The 17,651-nt window shown below is 38.9% G+C and carries 20 protein-coding genes and 1 riboswitch; of the genes, 4 read left to right on the plus strand and 16 right to left on the minus strand.

Translation table 11 applies throughout. The annotated features are described in order from the left end of the window. Position 1: 1 nt before the first annotated feature. Complete coding sequence (gene pduB, locus IGL24_RS07850) at positions 2–811, minus strand: propanediol utilization microcompartment protein PduB (protein WP_206858914.1); 810 nt, start codon at positions 809–811, stop codon at positions 2–4. A 10-nt stretch (positions 812–821) separates the two neighbouring features. Continuing rightward, complete coding sequence (locus IGL24_RS07855; RefSeq protein ID WP_207699573.1) at positions 822–1,103, minus strand: BMC domain-containing protein; 282 nt, start codon at positions 1,101–1,103, stop codon at positions 822–824. Positions 1,104–1,382: 279 nt separating this feature from the next. Between IGL24_RS07855 and IGL24_RS07860 the strand changes: the two genes are divergently transcribed. Further along, a complete protein-coding gene (locus IGL24_RS07860) occupies positions 1,383–2,291 on the plus strand; it encodes a PocR ligand-binding domain-containing protein (protein WP_207699572.1) in 909 nt (302 codons plus the stop codon). Between the two features lie 127 nt (positions 2,292–2,418). Continuing rightward, positions 2,419–2,610: riboswitch (cobalamin riboswitch) on the minus strand. Positions 2,611–2,656: 46 nt separating this feature from the next. On the opposite strand, the gene IGL24_RS07865 is transcribed toward IGL24_RS07860, so the two are convergent. From IGL24_RS07865 to lepA, 11 genes are all read right to left on the minus strand, one after another. Continuing rightward, on the minus strand, positions 2,657–3,091 hold the full coding sequence (locus tag IGL24_RS07865; protein ID WP_207699571.1) for a EutP/PduV family microcompartment system protein: 435 nt from the start codon (positions 3,089–3,091) through the stop codon (positions 2,657–2,659). Positions 3,092–3,141: 50 nt separating this feature from the next. Then, positions 3,142–3,495 carry a BMC domain-containing protein gene (locus IGL24_RS07870; RefSeq protein WP_206858906.1) on the minus strand — a complete coding sequence of 118 codons (354 nt, stop codon included), beginning with the start codon at positions 3,493–3,495 and terminating at the stop codon, positions 3,142–3,144. Between the two features lie 272 nt (positions 3,496–3,767). Then, positions 3,768–4,196: a type II toxin-antitoxin system HicB family antitoxin gene (locus tag IGL24_RS07875; RefSeq protein ID WP_207115608.1), complete on the minus strand. Its 429-nt coding sequence runs from the start codon at positions 4,194–4,196 to the stop codon at positions 3,768–3,770. Between the two features lie 34 nt (positions 4,197–4,230). After that, positions 4,231–4,416 carry a type II toxin-antitoxin system HicA family toxin gene (locus tag IGL24_RS07880; protein ID WP_207699570.1) on the minus strand — a complete coding sequence of 62 codons (186 nt, stop codon included), beginning with the start codon at positions 4,414–4,416 and terminating at the stop codon, positions 4,231–4,233. Positions 4,417–4,683: 267 nt separating this feature from the next. Continuing rightward, a complete protein-coding gene (locus tag IGL24_RS07885; protein WP_206858902.1) occupies positions 4,684–5,091 on the minus strand; it encodes a NusG domain II-containing protein in 408 nt (135 codons plus the stop codon). A 39-nt stretch (positions 5,092–5,130) separates the two neighbouring features. After that, positions 5,131–5,511 (minus strand): hypothetical protein, encoded by a 381-nt coding sequence (locus IGL24_RS07890; RefSeq protein WP_206858901.1) that lies wholly within the window; start codon positions 5,509–5,511, stop codon positions 5,131–5,133. Positions 5,512–5,541: 30 nt separating this feature from the next. Further along, positions 5,542–5,709 carry a 50S ribosomal protein L32 gene (gene rpmF / locus IGL24_RS07895; protein WP_207699569.1) on the minus strand — a complete coding sequence of 56 codons (168 nt, stop codon included), beginning with the start codon at positions 5,707–5,709 and terminating at the stop codon, positions 5,542–5,544. An 18-nt stretch (positions 5,710–5,727) separates the two neighbouring features. Beyond that, positions 5,728–5,997 (minus strand): 30S ribosomal protein S14, encoded by a 270-nt coding sequence (rpsN, locus tag IGL24_RS07900; RefSeq protein ID WP_206858896.1) that lies wholly within the window; start codon positions 5,995–5,997, stop codon positions 5,728–5,730. A 255-nt stretch (positions 5,998–6,252) separates the two neighbouring features. Continuing rightward, positions 6,253–6,612: a YxeA family protein gene (locus tag IGL24_RS07905; RefSeq protein ID WP_207115605.1), complete on the minus strand. Its 360-nt coding sequence runs from the start codon at positions 6,610–6,612 to the stop codon at positions 6,253–6,255. A 261-nt stretch (positions 6,613–6,873) separates the two neighbouring features. Then, positions 6,874–8,262: a C39 family peptidase gene (locus IGL24_RS07910; protein WP_207699568.1), complete on the minus strand. Its 1,389-nt coding sequence runs from the start codon at positions 8,260–8,262 to the stop codon at positions 6,874–6,876. A gap of 224 nt (positions 8,263–8,486) precedes the next feature. Next, the gene (lepA, locus tag IGL24_RS07915; protein WP_207115601.1) at positions 8,487–10,322 is read right to left on the minus strand and encodes a translation elongation factor 4; all 1,836 of its coding nucleotides are present in this window, start codon (positions 10,320–10,322) and stop codon (positions 8,487–8,489) included. Positions 10,323–10,470: 148 nt separating this feature from the next. Between lepA and IGL24_RS07920 the strand changes: the two genes are divergently transcribed. The 3 genes from IGL24_RS07920 to IGL24_RS07930 are packed head-to-tail and all read left to right on the plus strand — an operon-like array spanning position 10,471 to position 12,864. Continuing rightward, the gene (locus tag IGL24_RS07920) at positions 10,471–11,688 is read left to right on the plus strand and encodes a GNAT family N-acetyltransferase (protein ID WP_207699567.1); all 1,218 of its coding nucleotides are present in this window, start codon (positions 10,471–10,473) and stop codon (positions 11,686–11,688) included. Between the two features lie 20 nt (positions 11,689–11,708). Then, the gene (locus IGL24_RS07925; RefSeq protein ID WP_206858883.1) at positions 11,709–12,203 is read left to right on the plus strand and encodes a nucleoside 2-deoxyribosyltransferase; all 495 of its coding nucleotides are present in this window, start codon (positions 11,709–11,711) and stop codon (positions 12,201–12,203) included. Then, positions 12,196–12,864: a hypothetical protein gene (locus tag IGL24_RS07930; protein WP_207699566.1), complete on the plus strand. Its 669-nt coding sequence runs from the start codon at positions 12,196–12,198 to the stop codon at positions 12,862–12,864. The genes IGL24_RS07925 and IGL24_RS07930 overlap by 8 nt, the downstream gene beginning before the upstream one ends. Before the next feature lie 80 nt (positions 12,865–12,944). Here the strand turns inward: IGL24_RS07930 and IGL24_RS07935 are convergent, their stop codons facing one another. From IGL24_RS07935 to IGL24_RS07945, 3 genes are all read right to left on the minus strand, one after another. Continuing rightward, entirely contained in the window at positions 12,945–13,799 is an 855-nt protein-coding gene (locus tag IGL24_RS07935; protein ID WP_207699565.1) for a GRP family sugar transporter, read from the minus strand. Positions 13,800–13,949: 150 nt separating this feature from the next. After that, positions 13,950–16,532, minus strand: coding sequence for a glycoside hydrolase family 38 C-terminal domain-containing protein (locus IGL24_RS07940; protein WP_207699564.1), 2,583 nt, complete (start codon positions 16,530–16,532; stop codon positions 13,950–13,952). A 2-nt stretch (positions 16,533–16,534) separates the two neighbouring features. Further along, positions 16,535–17,644, minus strand: coding sequence for a PTS fructose transporter subunit IIC (locus IGL24_RS07945; protein WP_206858878.1), 1,110 nt, complete (start codon positions 17,642–17,644; stop codon positions 16,535–16,537). Between the last annotated feature and the right edge of the window lie 7 nt (positions 17,645–17,651).

The following is a 17,651-nucleotide window of genomic DNA, read 5'->3' on the forward strand; positions in this document are numbered from 1 at the left end:
TTTAAATATATGATGGCTGATCATTCGTTGGTTCGCTGCCCAATGTACCTAATAATTTGATACCGATTTCACGCGCAGAGATCACCGCTTGACGTACAGCTCCTGAATCGCCACTAAATGTCATCGTTACCTCATTTGAAAAGTTTTGGCCATTTTGTGGTGTTGCATAACTAACAACTTCGATATTCGCTGCCTTCATTGCTGTATCTGCCATTACTACACCGATCGCCGCTGGTGCGCCAACGATCAAACCAAATGATTTACCCACTGGAGTACCAAATACTTTGTTACACGCATAACTCGCTCGAGCAGTATATTGACATTCGATATGGCCCGCTTCATTTGCGTAAACATCACCAAACGTACGAGTATCTACTTCTTTTAATGTCACTTCAACCGCACGCTTCACATCTGAAACATCATCGCCACCGAAAATGATGATCGATCCATGACCAGCGCCACCTTTTGTATCTCTAGGCATTTCGATTGAGATCACTTCTGTATTTGTTGCTTTAACTGCTTCGTCAGCCGCCAAGATATGTGGCCCAGCACCTGTACGAGCGCCCACAATACCGATTGAACGATATTTTTTCTCTAATTTCATCGTATCCAATAAAGATGAATCAACATTTGCAATCACCAAACCAATCGTATCGCCAAATTCTGATGCACCGACAAATTCTGTTAAGCCACAATGTTTTTCAATCATTTTGTTTGTTCCCCCCGAAGTATTTTCCTTTGTTTCATTTGATTCGATTTTATTCAAAACCTTTTTTAAGATTTCTTCTACTGCTGCATTATTATCAACCATTCAGATCACCTCAGTCAGTTAAATTTGGGAGTACTCTCTCAACTTCAGAATGAGGACGAGGAATCACGTAGTTTGAAACGACTTCCCCAACAGACCCTGCTGCTGTAACGCCAGCGTCAACTGCGGCTTTGACCGCACCTACATCTCCTCTGACCATTACAGTGACTAGACCTGAACCGATTTTTTCAGTGCCGATCAACGTTACATTCGCTGCCTTCACCATTGCATCTGCTGCTTCGATTGAACCGATCAATCCTCGAGTTTCAATCATGCCTAAAGCTTCTTGACCCATTGTCATACCTCCTAATTTTAGTAGCGCTTACAATATCATCATATAAAAAAAAGATGGAAAATAATTGTTCCATCTTTTTTTTATGAATTTAGAAAATAATAATAATTTGCTGTGAATAAAAAAAGAAAACACGACAAATAAGCTTAAATTTTAATAATTTAAGCGAAACAATCTATTAAAATCTTGTCATTTGATAGTCAAAATCGTACTATTTGTGATGTTTTGTACAATAACTAGTGTTTTTCTGTTAGAATTAGTGCGATGAAAGGGGGCTGTTGCATGATTCAAGGTCATCCAAAAGGAATTTATTTAGATAGACTTACCAAGATAATGGAAGAATTTGCATTAGCAGTCGATTATGGCGCTGTATTAGTTGATATCCACGGTAAAGAAACGTCAAATTTGTTTAATTTTTCTCCTTTTTGCCAAACCATACGCGCAAATCCACAATTGAAACATCTGTGCCAAAAATGTGATGCTTATGGCGGTTTAGAAGCATCAAAAACCGGAAAACCACATATCTATCAATGCCATGCTGGCTTGACTGATATCTCCTTACCTTTGATATACGATCGACAACTACATGGCTTTGCACTTTTTGGTCAAGTACAAGTAGCTGATATCAAGGAAAATCAAATCGATCGCATCCACCCATCGATCACGAATTGGAAGGACTATGCTGAACTGAGGCATGCACGTAATAAAGTACGTGTCGTGAATAAGAAACAAATCACGGCTGCCGCTTCACTTTTTGAAACGATCGCTGAACATTACGGAAAAGAAGAAGACCATCCTAGAGATCGAATCAAATTCAATCTCAGTACATCGAAAGAAAAAACAGGTAAAACTAAGAATAAAGAAGCTAACTCCGATCATGGAGAAATCAATAAAGCAATCAAATATATCAACAAGAATCTCTCGCGCAACATCACACTAGATGAAGTAGCAAACCATGTTTATTTGAGTCACTATTATTTTAGCCGACTTTTCAAAAAAGAATTAGGGATCAGTTTCGTTAACTACCTTAATAAACAACGGATCGAACAAGCAAAAGAACTACTGCTTCAAACGAATTTGAGCGTGCAAAAAATCGCCTACCGTATTGGCTACACTCAGCCAAGTTATTTCTGTAAACTATTCAAAAAAGAGACCGGAACAACTCCCGCTTCATTTAGAAGAAAGAGCTGATCCACTGAAAGACAGTTGGCCGACTGTCTTTTTTTTCAATAAAAAAAATGAAGTGTTTTCGAAAAAACACTTCACCAAACAAGCCGTCTATTGATCGGTTTGAATCGCAAAATGATTTTCCCAATAAAATCACTTTCACATCATGTAAGGTATCCTGACTTTGCTTCATCCTACTACCTCGCCTTCCCGTAAGTGGCTAAATGAGGGGTCGTCTGCATATACAGTAAAAAGGGTCTGTCAAGGATTCGCACCTTGTTCCCTTAACATCATGTGTTTATATTTTTATTATTTCCAATTATACATTACTTCACAATCATGGTCAATAGATAACAGAAGCACTTTATTTTAAACCGTATTTCTGCCACCTATCCATTCGTAGACAAGTGTTTCTCTAATTCGTCTAAACCAAAACCTGTTATGGTAGAAACCTCAAAAATCTTAGATGCACCAGCTAATTGCAACAATTCACGGGCTTTTGCTCGTGTCTGTTCATCTGCTAAGTCAACTTTTGAGATCACACCGATTACTTCTTTGTTGAATCTTGATGAAAAATAAGGAGGAAAATAATTTTGAGCGCTTGTAATATCTTGAACGAATGCAACCACCTCTGCCTCGATCGAAGCGCTGACTAACGCATTATAGTAAAACTGATTCTCCATGAACTCGCCAGGTGTATCGATTGAATCATCAAGATAATACACTTGCTGAGTCTTATGATAAGAAATGTCTTTCTTTTGTAGCCACTGTGACAAGGTGGTTTTACCACTACCTGTTTGTCCAATAAAAATCACTCGACGCATTTTTTCACCTGCCGTTTCTCGCGAATCAACAATCAGTGATTGCGGATATCCTATGTTTTTGTGATCTCAGGGATATCAAACCCTAGAACCGTATTCATTGTTTGGATGACTTGTTGCAGTGCATATTCAACAGAAGAAACCTCACCAGTAAAAACAACTGATCCACTAAATCGATCCATGAAACCGATCGACACATCTCCTGACTTTTTAGCGATATCTGCACCGATGATCGACGCTTCACTTGGAGTGATCGTTAAAATACCGATTGCATTACTCGCCTCGCTCAATCCAAGCTTTACAAATACTTCACGATCAGCATTTGGGATGATATGTGCGAGTGTGACCTGTTTTCCTGGAACGTATTCTTGGATCGTTCGTTCGATTTGTCTTTCGTTTGCTACCATTTGCCTCCCCCTACTATCTAATAATAACTACATTCTAGCATAGAAAAATAGAAGTATTTTGTCTTTGATTTGAGGAAGTAACAAATATTTGCGACTTATGAAAGCTTTTTCATAAAATCAAAAAACTACTATTCCCAACTTTATCCAAGCTGACAATAGTAGTTTTTCTTTACTTAATAGATATGATCATCCGACTGCCCCTCTTGTTCGATAGTTATCGTTAGTCGATGAGGTAAACAGATAATGCTTTATTTTGGTTCTTGCCTTATCTATTATTTTTTTCTTGGATGGAGGATATCATCGGCTTTATTTGCAATCGATTCTGTTAGCAAGACAGAAAAATTTATACCAGCACGTTTCCCTAAGGTATCCGCCCATCTTGGGATCGTTAATGTTTTCTTGATCAATTCTGTGTCTTTTAAATATTTAGCAACATCTACACGTATCAACGTCGTAAAGGAATCTGTTTCTATAGAAATCTGATTGATCGGGGTTGGCTCTGGTAGTGAATCTCCATGCTCGATATAATCCGCCAAAACCATGCCTAAAACCTCTTCTGCCATTGCGATTCCATAAGAGATATCATTTTCATTGATCCCTGTGTAAGCCCCCTGGATATCAGGAAATTCAATGAAGTAACCACCATCTTCTTCTGGTTTAAAAATAGCAGGATATGTTTTCGCTAAAGGCTCGCTTAACATTTCAGTTCCCCCTTTCTGCTAGCCAAATGCGAGATTATTTCAATCCCGCATCTTTCAAAATCTTTTGCTCAAGTCCTCGACCGAGATCTTGATTGGCATGAACAGGAACAGTAATTCTAACACCATCTTTATAAAGGTGGTGGTGAGAGCCTTCCTGCCTTCGCTCAATCCAACCATTTTTCTTCAATAACCTAAGCATTTCTTTTCCTGTAAGCGGCATTTGCACTATACCTCCTTACAAAAATATCATAACACGTACTAACACGTGTGTAAAGAAAATACTAAATTTTTATTAGTATATCCTACTTGTATTACGAAACTTCAATGCTTTGATACATTAAAACTAGCCCAACTCTTTCTTTTACAGATCAAATACTTCATATCTTCCAAATTATTTTTCAGCAACATCTCACATCACTTGGAGTGAAACCGCAAAAAACTACTACCCCCAACTTTATCCAAGCTGACAATAGTAGTTTTTCTTTACTTAATAGATATGATAATCCGACTGCCCCTCTTGTTCGATAGTTATCACTAGTCGATGAGGTAAACAAATACTGGTTTGTCCTGGTTCTGAGATCCAACCGGTTCTTACAGCGATTTGATCAGGGCTATTATCTTCTTTCACTCTGATTTTACCTTCATTGATTTCAACAATGTTATATTGTGTATCAGATGGGTGATAGGTCACCTTCTTACTGCTGATATCGTCTAAATCAAAACGGTCAACTTCATTGCCATCGATTTTGACTACCGCATACTTGACACTATTTTCGCTTTCTTCTTTATCAAATGACAAAGCAAATACGATTGTCGGTACTAAAGAAGCCACGATCAACACAAAAATAATGATGATATCCCAAGGTTTTATACCTGTTTTACGAAAGTTGTTCATTTAGATTGTCCTTTGTTGGATTTTCTTTTCTCTTAATGCTCAGCGATCTTCCAAGTAGATGTTGATTTGCTGTGCGTCATCATACTCTAGTTGATCTGTTTCAAGCATTTCGATCAATTCTGCTTTCAAGTCTACAGGAATCTCCCAGAAGCCGTCAATACATTTGAACAAACCAGAGTCATATTCTTGGAAAAATGGATAGATCGATAGAAATTCATCAAAAGACAGGTCCTGTTTTTCGTAATAGTCTTTGATAAACCCTTGATCAATCGCATGTTGTGTTGGAAGTCCAGTTTCTGTGATCAATTTCTTATCGACCATTGCTCGGTAGAATTCACCTTTGTCTACAGTAGGCTCGTTTTCTGTTTCCAAATAATACTTGATTCCTTGCTCGACTAATGGCGGATAAATAATTTCCATCTCTTGAGACCTCCTTGAATGACTAATCGTTTATTCGATAACTTTTCGCCCTTTATAATAGCCCTTTAACGAAACATGATGACTTCGGCGATAATCACCGGACAACTCATCAAAAGAAATCTCTGGTTTGGTTAGACGTTGATGTGTTCGACGTAAACGTTTTTTTGCTTTGGATGTTTTTCTTGCTGGTACTGCCATGACTGTTTTCCTCCTATTTTACCAACTTGCTTTTTTAACTCCTGGGATCAATCCTTGATGAGCCAGTTCTCTAAACGTGATTCGAGACATCCCGAACTTTCTCATATAGCCACGAGGACGGCCATCCGTCAGATCTCTTAATTTCAAACGATTAGGATTAGACTCTTTTGGTAACTTAGCTAACCCTTCATAATCTTTTGCTGCTTTTAACTCTTGACGTTGTTCGCTATATTTATTGATCAAAGCTACTTGCTTATTCATTTTTGCAATTTTTGATTTTTTTGCCACTAATATTCTGCTCCTTTATTTCACTTTATATTATACAAATCGTAATAATTACGTTTTGAGTAGAACTACTTTACCACGTCTAGTTTGGTTTGTCAAAAAAGAAATACTAATCGGTCGAAATGAAGCAAGACCTTAAACTGACATCTTTTTAAATATAAAAAAAGCCCCCTGACATGTATGAAATAAATACATCTTAGTGAGCTTTCATCCTATTAGTTTGTAATTAATGTCAAATCAAATTTATCGACCGAAACATTACGAGTTGAGTTTTTCCAATGCCTTCGCTGGCACTTCATTTTCTGGTATTTCACTCCAACCTTTTCCTTGAAGACCTTTTGCATCGATTTTTAAGTATTTATTTTGTTGTAACTCGCGATCAACCATTTTTTTCACTGTTTGCTGATTACCGGCTTCATCGTATCCATCAAAAGTATAAAGATAATCATTTCCTTTTTTATCGCCAGTACTAGTTTTAACATAATACTCTTTTACTTCTTTATCAGATAAAAAATTATCCGTTAATGCTTGAAATCCTTCTGTTTTTGATTCGATAAAAAATGCCCCTATTCCTAAAACAAGTGCAACTACCAATAATCCTTTGACTAGTTTACCCATCACCATTCCCACTTTCTCATTCTTTTTTCTTTCTAAATCATACTAAATATGATGATGAGGCGAAATCTATTCTTCCTATGATTAACTTACATTAACGTAATGAGCTTTTTAAACGAGCCACTGCCAAAGCTTTTGCTAAAATTAGGTACTAAAAATAACCTGTAAAAACCAAAATAAGCAAAGTTATTTTTGAATTTTACAGGTTATGAAAAAAGCGTTCTTTATGGACCCTATTTCCTTCGTTTTTAAGTTTTACTGATTCTATCTAACGACTACCGCATATTTACGTGCATTGTAAATATTCTCAAATGTCGTTCGATTCATCCAATAAGAACCACTGATAGGATCTGAAACGTGGACTTGATTACTTCCTTTGTTGTACCCATCAAGAGTTACCGCATGGTTATTATTTGCTGCAACACCAAAATTCCAATTCCCCCAACGAATCGGTTGGAAATTGATCGTGACCCAAGCAACAACAGGATTTCCATTTTTGACTTCATTTAACAACGTATTCATGGAGCTGCCCGAAATATTTTGGACATTTCCATACTTTTTGCCCCATGTCGTCAAAGGTGCAGGGTAAATTGCAGAGTACGTCCATGAATTTTCGACAAAAGGACTACCGACAAAGCCGCTGTTCGGATTACCATTTGGTGATTTAGGAATCGTATTCAAGAATTGAGTCAAACTCCAATTAGTGATTTTTCCTTTGTATTGAAGAGCTTGTAATAAAGAAGCCCCTTCACAGCCACTTGGTGCACCTAAAGCATACTGGTTGTAATTTTTCACACCTAATAATTTATAGTCATCTTGACTTTGTTGCCCATTTCCAACCGCATACCAACCAACGCCTTCATAGACCCAGCCTTGTTTTGTGATGACTTTTTTCTCGTTTTCATCTAATGTGTAATGATGCCAGTTCACCCGTTTACTATATAAACGACTGACCGGGATAGCATTCGCGCCTTTATATGAGTACCAACCGATTCCTTCATATTTCCATCCTTGTTTCGTGATACTATCGCGTTCTTTTGCATTCAATGTATAAAAATGTTCGCCATTATAACGATTGTACAAACGATACACTGGATCTCCATTTGTCGGAGCTTGCCACCCAACACCTTCGTAATTCCAACCAATCCTTCTCAGATTATCCCGCTCGCCAGTATCTCTCGTATAAAAATGTTCACCACTGTGTGGATTGAACAACCGATACATTGGGATCGTTTGCACTGCCGCACGAAAAAGTCTAGGTGAACCTTCGATCAACTCCTCTTTTGGCGCTTGCGTAACATCAGCTTCATTTTTACCAGCTTTTTCCGGAGCTTCCAAAATCACCTCTAACCCATCGACGATTGCGGTTTGTGGTTGCTCTGGTTGCACTTCTGTTACTTCACTCGATTGTACTTGTTGTGTCTGTTGGGACTCTTGTGTCGGTATTACTGTTTCAGTCGTTCCTGTTTCCTGACTAACTTCATTTGCTTCTGTATTTTGGACTTGTGCGACTCCTGATGTTTGAGTTGATTCTGTGGTGGTATCCACTGTAGACGACTCTTCCGCAAACACTTGACTCATGCCAAACGAACTCGATAGAATAGCAACTATCATGCCCCCACATATACCTTTAGTGATAGATCCCCGTTTCATCTTTTTCCTCCTTATAAATGAACAAAAAATAGCAATAGATTTTTACATATGATGTTATCCGAAAATATTATAACAATAGTAATATAAATCTTTGATTAAATTATACATGAATCTATTTTTTTGTCCGAGTAAAAGGATTTGTATTGATAATACATAAAAAAAAAGCGATTGAGAATCTGCTTGATTTTCAATCGCTTCAATACTTTTTTGTATAAAGATGTTGGCTATTTCTTCGGTTCATCCTCATCCATCTTAAGAACGGCCATGAAGGCTTCTTGTGGGACTTCGACGTTACCGATTTGTTTCATTCGTTTCTTACCTTCTTTTTGTTTTTCAAGAAGTTTACGTTTACGGGAAACGTCACCACCGTAACATTTTGCCAATACGTTTTTACGTAAGGCTTTAATATCTGAACGGGCAACGATTTTTTGTCCGATTGCTGCTTGGATCGGTACTTCGAATTGTTGACGAGGGATCAATTTTTTCAGTTTTTCAACGATTGCTTTTCCACGTTCATACGCAAAATCACGGTGAACGATGAAGCTTAATGCATCGACTTTTTCAGCATTTAGCAAGATATCCATTTTGACTAGCTTGCTCTTTTGATACCCTGACATTTCGTAATCAAGTGAGGCGTAGCCTTTCGTACTTGATTTTAGTTTGTCGAAGAAATCAAAGACGATCTCTGACAATGGCAAGTTATAAACGACGTTGACACGGTAATCATCTAAATAGTCCATCGTGATAAAATCGCCACGTTTGCGTTGGGAAAGTTCCATGACTGCACCAACGTACTCATTAGGAACCATGATCTGTGCTTTGACAAAAGGTTCTTCAACATCTTGGATCGTTACTGGTTCTGGGAAATCAGCAGGGTTATCGACGACGACCATTGAACCGTCTGTTTTATTGACATGATAGATTACTGATGGTGCTGTCGTGATCAATTCAAGATTGAATTCACGTTCCAGACGTTCTTGGACAACATCCATGTGAAGCAATCCTAAGAAACCACAACGGAAACCAAAACCAAGTGCTTGTGATGTTTCTGGTTCAAACTGCAACGCAGCATCGTTCAGTTGAAGTTTTTCCAAGGCTTCACGTAAATCATTGTAACGTGATGTGTCGATCGGGTACAACCCGCAATAGACCATTGGATTCATTTTACGATAGCCAGGCAATGCTTCCGCAGCTGGGTTGTCCGCCAGTGTCACTGTGTCCCCCACACTTGTATCTTGGACTGTTTTAATGCTGGCAGTGATATAACCAACATCACCGACCATCAAGAAGTCACGAGCAATCGTTTTTGGTGAGAACACGCCGACTTCAGTTACATCGAATGTTTTACCATTACTCATCAACTTGATTTTGTCACCTGGTTTGACCATACCGTCAGTAATACGGACGTTCAATACGACCCCACGGTAACTGTCATAGACAGAATCAAAAATCAATGCTTTCAAAGGTGCTTCGATATCGCCAGAAGGTGCTGGTACATATTCAACGACTTGTTCCAGTATTTCTTCAATACCGATCCCAGCTTTTGCACTTGCTAACACTGCTTCACTGGCATCAATACCGATCACTTCTTCGATTTCATTACGTACACGCTCTGGATCTGCGGCTGGTAGATCGATTTTATTGATGACTGGTAAAATTTCTAGGTCATTGTCTAATGCCAAATAAACATTGGCTAATGTTTGTGCTTCAATTCCTTGTGCGGCATCCACGACTAAGACGGCGCCTTCACAGGCAGCCAAGCTTCGTGATACTTCATAGGTAAAATCGACGTGCCCTGGGGTGTCGATCAAATGGAAGATATACGTTTCGCCATTTTTTGCAGTATAGTTCAATTCTACGGCATTTAGTTTGATCGTGATCCCACGTTCGCGTTCTAAATCCATGGAGTCTAATAACTGATCTTGCATTTCACGAGACGTCACAGTGTTCGTCTTTTCCAAAATCCGATCGGCCAATGTTGATTTCCCATGGTCGATATGAGCAATGATCGAAAAATTTCGAATTTGCTCTTGGCGTTGTTTCATTTTCTTTATATCCATAGCGTCTCCTCTTTTCATATAATCAGCACTTTTCATTATACCAACGAAAAGGAGGAATTTAAAGACTTTTTCCTTCTAAGGACTTTAGAAGTTTTTTTTAGAAACTTTTGTTATACTGTGAACAAGCAAATAAATTGGAGTTGAAAAAATGGACCAAACAGATTTTAGAGAAAATTTTGAGTTGAAGCCTGTCACGGAGGAACATGTTGACCAGTTTAATGAGTTACTCTCCTATGTTTTTCAAGTCACTGACTCAGATATTGAAGAAAGTGGTTTTGAAAACAAATGGGAATTCGTGCGTTCAAAGCGACCGATCCTGGAGTTATCCAATGTATTCGGTTGGTTTCATAAAGAAAAACTGATTTCTCAAATCGCGATCTATCCTTGTGAAGTCAATATCCACGGGACACATTACCAAATGGGTGGTGTAACTGGTGTCGGCACCTATCCTGAATACGCTAATCATGGATTGATGCAAGACTTGATCATCGTGGCTTTAGACAACATGCGTAAAAATAAACAGTGGATTTCTTATCTCTATCCTTACAATATTCCCTACTACAGGCGTAAAGGTTGGGAAATTATGTCAGATAAGTTATCCTTTAAAATACGTGATACGCAGCTACCTAAACAAGTGCCTGTTTCTGGTATTGTTGAACGAGTACCTGTCGATCACGAAGATGTTTTTCGAGTGTATCAACAATTTGCCAGTAAAAATCACGGAGCATTGTTCCGTAGTGCGTTTCACTGGGAAGAATATTGGCGTTTCGAAAATGAAGAAGAACGAACTGCGGCGATCTATTATAATAGCAACAATGAACCAGCTGGTGTACTGTTTTATTGGGTCGCAGAAGAAGTATTCCACGTGAAAGAGATGTTTTATCTGAATCAGGAAGCACGTAACGGATTGTGGAATTTCATCTCTGCCCACTTCTCCATGGTTTATTGGGTACATGGTGATATCTATAAAAATGAACCACTTGCTTTCTTATTAGAAGATAGCCAGATCAAAGAACAGATCGAGCCTTATTTTATGGCAAGGATCGTTGACGTGAAAGAATTTATCCAGCGATTTCCTTTTTCTGGTACAGCAGAAGATTTCCATTTTGTCGTGGAAGATGCCGTTGCACCTTGGAATAATGGTGTGTTCGGCTTGAGTTGGCAAAATGGTGATCTATCGATCGTTGATGAACCGATCGGGCGAGAAGTTCGCTTAGATATCCAAACTTTGACGTGCCTAATGATGAATTATCGTCGTGCTTCTTATCTTGCTCGAATCGAGCGTTTAACAACTGACGAGGAGATGGTCAAGATACTTGAACAGATCATCCCGAACATGGAAGCTTACTTCAGTGACTATTTCTAATATTAAGGAGACTGAAACAAATGAATATTTATTTTGCAGCGCCACTCTTTGCAAAAGGAGATTTACTTTATAATGAATCTCTTGCAAAAAAAATCAGAGGAATATCATCTGATTTGACGATCTACCTTCCACAAGAAAACGAAGCAATCAATGACAAAACTGCTTATGCAGACAGCAAAATGATTGCCTTGGCAGATACAGAAAAAGTTCTGGAAAGCGATTTGATGATTGCCCTCTTAGACGGACTAACGATCGATGCCGGTGTTGCTTCTGAAATCGGGGTAGCTTATGCAAAGGGTATTCCAGTTATTGGCCTATATACCGATTCTCGCCAACAAGGAGCGACTCATCCAAAAAAGGTAGATGCATTACAACACATCGGTGAAAATCAGTTCCATTATTTGAACCTTTATACGGTTGGTTTGATCAAATTGAACGGTACGATTGTTTCTTCTGAAGAAGCGTTGATCGAAGCGTTGGAATCTTATCTAGCAGGGGGAAACATCCATGAGTAAGACAGTGAAGAAAGTGCAATTCGCCTTAACGATTTTTGGGTTCTTCGTTGTTGGTTACAATATTTTCGAATTTGTGACGAACAAATATTCAACGACTCAAGGAATTACGTTTATCGTTGAGTCATTAGCAGGAATCCTATTGATTTATTTACCACAAATCGTCCGCCGATTATTCAAGATCCATGTGCCTGATGCGATTGTTTTATTTTATTGGTTTTTCTTGTTCATCTCTGTCTTTTTAGGAACAGGATTACATTTGATCAGCATCATTTCATTTTGGGATAAAATCCTACACGCAGTTAGCCCAATGGTTCTGACTGCATTAGGTTATGGTTTGATTGGTTTCTTGTTGAAAGATGCGGCGATCGAAAAGACTAGTCCGTGGTTGTTTCTATTATTTGGTTTTGCTTTTGCAGGACTTTGTGGTGTTTTCTGGGAATTTTGGGAATTCTTATGCGATCAGTTCTTAGGCATGAACCTGCAACGTTTTGCTGCTTCTGACGGTACGCTTTTTGTCGGACGTGAAGCCTTGATGGATACGATGGGTGACTTATTGACGAATACGATCGGCGCATTCATCATGGGCATCTATGCGTGGGTCCAAGTAAAAAGAGACCCGATGCATTTTGAGAGTTACCGATTGCAAAAATTGGATCACTGATCGACAACATTATTCGAGACAAATAAATAATTAAAGTGACAAGGGATCAAACAACATCCCTTGTCACTTTTTTTGATTCTTTACTTTAAAAGGCTCATCCCAATGACACCGACTACGTATACCAGTGTCCCAAAATAAACCGATCGTTTTTCTCCTGCGGTTTTCTTTTCTCTTAAAAGAATGATACTTCCATAGGTTGCCACAAGTAGGCTCATTTGCGAGAACGAATAAGTGACACCGACACCTAAAGAAGAAGATATTGCAAATAATGTCGTGTTAGCAATTACCCAAGAACTTCCGGTAACGATATTTCGAGTAATGGCTTTGAGTTTCAATTGAGTGATCTTTTTCATTGAGATGATGATTCCCCCAACGAACATGCCAATGGATTGTGGCAAGAAAACTTGTGCTCCATGGATACCAAAATAACTTGTGATCGTTACATAGAGCATCAAAAAAGCAGAAGAAATACATAAAAAGAGAATGACTTGTTTTGCCACTGCGCCCTTCCCTTTGCTTGTTTTTGTCACCAACAATACGCCAACTAAAATGACCGCTAGTGCTAAAATCGACAGGAGTGCGACAAAGACACTCGTCCACTCTAATAGAAAAATACCAGAAACGAGTGTGACAAACGCGAGTTGTGTCCCCACAGAGATCGGCATCGCTTTTGATACTTCTGCTTTTTCTAACGCACGGAACTGAAAGTATTGTCCGACAGCCCAAAATGCGCCGGATAAAAAACAAATGATAAATGCAGATAATTGATAAGTTACCTGTTGAGTCAAACTAAAGATCAAGCCAAACAATAATGCAGCAATCGTTGTACCAATCAACTGTTCCTCAGACTTGCCGCCCATGATTTTAGATAGTATCGGCATCATTCCCCATCCGAGTGCTGGAATCAACGCTAAAAATAAAAGGTGTATCGACATAATTTCTCCTCTTTCAACTTCACAACTAAATAAAGACACAAGTAGCCAGTTCGTCACTTCTAAAACCCGATGGACGGCCTGCATACAACCGCCGATAAACGGTGTTCCAGAAGCAACTCACGTTCCTCTACTTGTGCCTCAACATATTTTTTATTTTGTTAACAAATAACTAGCTAAGCCATAGTCGCTGATCATTTTTGTATCCTCTACTTCTTCTTCCAAGGCATTGATGCGTGTGTAGCCATATCCTGCAAAAAGCTTTTCTGGATCAAGTGAACGCGCTTCTTTCGTTGCATTGACGAAGCGGATCACTGTTCCTTCTGAGTAATACGCATGATGGATGGCACTAACGCTCAAGCCCTCTTCTAAAGTCAAAGAGAATTGGGTATACGTTTGTTCACTTAAAGCAAGCGGCTGGATTCTACTTTGGATTTTATTGTCGATTCGATAAATAAAGTAATTCAAATCTTGTAGCTGATAAGAAATCGACGGTTGTTCTTTTTCTGTTTTCCAGGTAACTAATGTGTTTTCAGAGATGTCTTTTGATTCCAGGCGAACGGAGAAAGTAAAATCGATCAGTTGATTTTCCATTTGCGCAAGCGGCGTGTCCATCATGATATGACCTTTTTTCGTTGTATCGCCGGACGCACGGCCTGGTCGATACATCAAATCGGGTTTACCTAATGAATCAGTCGTAGCTAATACTGTGACATATAACGAATCATCGATATATTCGTATTCTTTACTTTGTTCTGTATAAAACACAAGTGCTTCTTTTGGACTATATGCAATCACTTGCTTTTCAAATGGTTCGATATTCACTGGCATCTCAGAGTATTTTTGCTCCCAATCGGTCATTGAGCGATTCGTTTTTTCTAAGTAACCAAATTGGATTGCTGAAACGACTTTCTCGATTGGTTGACTCAGCTTGGTTTTGATTCGGACACGGTGATTTAAAACAGTATTTTCAAAAGAGAGTGCGCCTAATACTTCTCCTTGTTCCGTTAAACGTAGAGTAAGTTGGTAAGCGAAGTTTGTTGTCGATTGACCTTTGATCCGTTCTTCTAACGTATAAGGAAGCTCTAGTTTACCTTCTAAGACCAAAGTATCCTCTGTCCCTTTACATGAATCAAACGTCAAAGCGAATGGGTGATCGTTTGGTATCGGGGAATAATCGTACGTGTCCCCTGCGTTGCTATCCTCTATGACTGTCAAGAAATTTTGAATCGTTTGTTTGCCATCTGAAAAGACCAGCTGCCCCTTTTCAAAACTCAAGGAATATTTCCCTTTTGTGAGTGTTGTCCGTGGATTCATCTCAGGCAGATCGACGGATGTCTGTTCAACGAAATCAAACACTTGATAGCCTAATCCATCAAATGAGCAAGCAACTTCTACTTGTAAAATATAGTATCCTGGTTCTTCGATAAAACGATTGCCCGCAGGCGTTTCTTCCATGATATTTTGGCGACTAGGCACATAGTCCATTGAAATGACAGAAGACTCATGGCCTAATACTTCGATCTGATTGCCTTTTGAAATGAGCTTCACTACTTTTTTCCCTTTGAATGGCGTAGCTGAAGTATTTAAAATCAGAAATTGCTGATCGGTCAACTGTAATCCTTCAGAGATTCTTTTCAATACCAAATTCTCGATACTATCACAAATTTCTGATACTTCTTTTAACCGATGTGCGATATCTTGTGAAACACTATCTGATACACAGCCAGCTAGACTATCATGCGCTTGACATTCGAACAATTTTTTCCATGCTTTCATCACTAAACGATTACTTAAAACGATACCTAATTCCTTAGCAATCACTAACATCGGCTCGATTTCTAATGTCAGCTTGTTCTCTAATCTGAAAATCTCACGTTTCAAATCCATCCGAACAGAACCGATCGTTTTATGCACACGAGCAAAAACAGGCGCACGAAATTCCCCTTGATATTCCTCTAAATCTTTTTGACGAACTAATCTCATAAACTCTTGATAGGTGCTTGTTTGATAGTTATATTTCCCGATTTCATTGATTTTCTCGATTTTTTCTTCTAGAGACGAAATGATCCCTAATTGATCATTTCCTGTTGGAATCAGGATATCTGTTTCATCTGCGTAGCTTTTGATAAAATCGATGCCTTTATCCAAACGTCCTTCCACATAGCTTTTTGTCGGTTCTAATTGTTGTTGTGCACCATACCCTTGCGGAAAGTTCACGGCATACAATTCATTCTCCCCACTTAAACTTTTCCATTTGAAATAAGGCGATTGTACATGTTCACCTAAGTCGATGCCCCGCCAAAAAATGATATTGTCAAAACCTGCTTCGTTTAAGATCGTTGGCATTTGTGCATTGAAACCAAAGGTATCTGGCAGATAACCGATTGGTAGATGCTCACCGTACTTCTTACTTTCAAAGACACCGACCATTGCATTTCTTAAAATCGACTCTCCTGATGCAAAAAAGGCATCGGTTTGTGTGTACCAAGGGCCAATAAATAATTGACCCTTCGCAACTAATTCTTTGATCTCTGGTAATTTCTCTGGATAAAGCTCCAAGTAATCATCTAAGATCGAAAGTTGTCCGTCTAATACAAACGTAGCATTAGGTTGTCTTTTCAACTCTTCCAAGACATCTGTAAACAACTGATCACTTAAAACGATGCAATCCATTGAAGTAAAGTACCATTCTCTATCCCAATGTGTGTGATTTACAATGTGTATGTTTGTCATGGTTAAGCTTCCCACTGTTCTTCCCAAGCAGCTTCATCGAATTCTTCAACTGCTGATTCTACTTCTTGTCCAGCATCTTTTGAACGTAGTAAGCTAGTTAAGATCGCAATGAACAACGCACCTGTCGCAATCGAAATCACATAGATTGGCCATTTCTCAACGGTGAACCAGCCATAGAACCCTGAGATCGGTGCGGTATTCACTGCACCTAAACCAACGGCCATCGCAGAACCTAAAGCAGAACCAATCATGTTGATCGGAATCACTTTCAATGGATTTTCTACTGCAAATGGGATCGCTCCTTCAGAAATACCTACAAGCCCCATGATCACAGCTGATTTTCCAGCTTCTTTTAATTCATTGTTATATTTGTTTTTAGCAAAAATCGTTGCTAGTCCTAACCCGATTGGAGGAATGATGATTGCGACTTGTGCCGCTGTATTTGGGGCATAGACATTGCTTGTCAATAGTGCCATTGCTGTTGTCACTGCTGCTTTGTTGACTGGTCCGCCTAAGTCAAAGCCAACCATTGCACCAACTACTGCTGCCATAACGATCGCATTACCGCCACTTAATCCGTTCAACCATGATTCTAAACCAACATTCAATGCTGCAAATGGTGTCCCAATCACGTAATTGACTAAAAGAACGGTGATCAACGTGCCTAATACTGGGACAAGAAATACTGGAACTACTGAAGCCATTGATTTTGGTAATTTGATTTTATTTTTGATCAACAAGCACGCATAACCAGCGATCAGACCAGACACGATCGCACCTAAAAAGCCTGCATTGATATCTTTGACTAACATCCCTCCGACTAAACCAGGAGCAATTCCTAATTTATCTGAAATCGAATAGGCAATAAACGCAGAGATCACTGGGAACATCAAACCAAGTGCTGTTCCGCCGAAACCATCTAAACTGTGTAATAAACGAATGATTGCATTGGCACTTTCACCATGTGAACCGTCCCAAATATCGACAATACCGAAAAATGAACCGCCCACACGAGAAATGGCCATGATGACCGCTCCAGCGATCACTAACGGTATCATATAAGAAATTCCTGTTAAAACATGATTTTTGATTTCACTTGCAATTTTTTTCATTACTTTC

The sequence above is a fragment of the Enterococcus sp. DIV2371 genome (assembly GCF_050498525.1).
Taxonomy (GTDB): domain Bacteria; phylum Bacillota; class Bacilli; order Lactobacillales; family Enterococcaceae; genus Enterococcus_B; species Enterococcus_B mangumiae.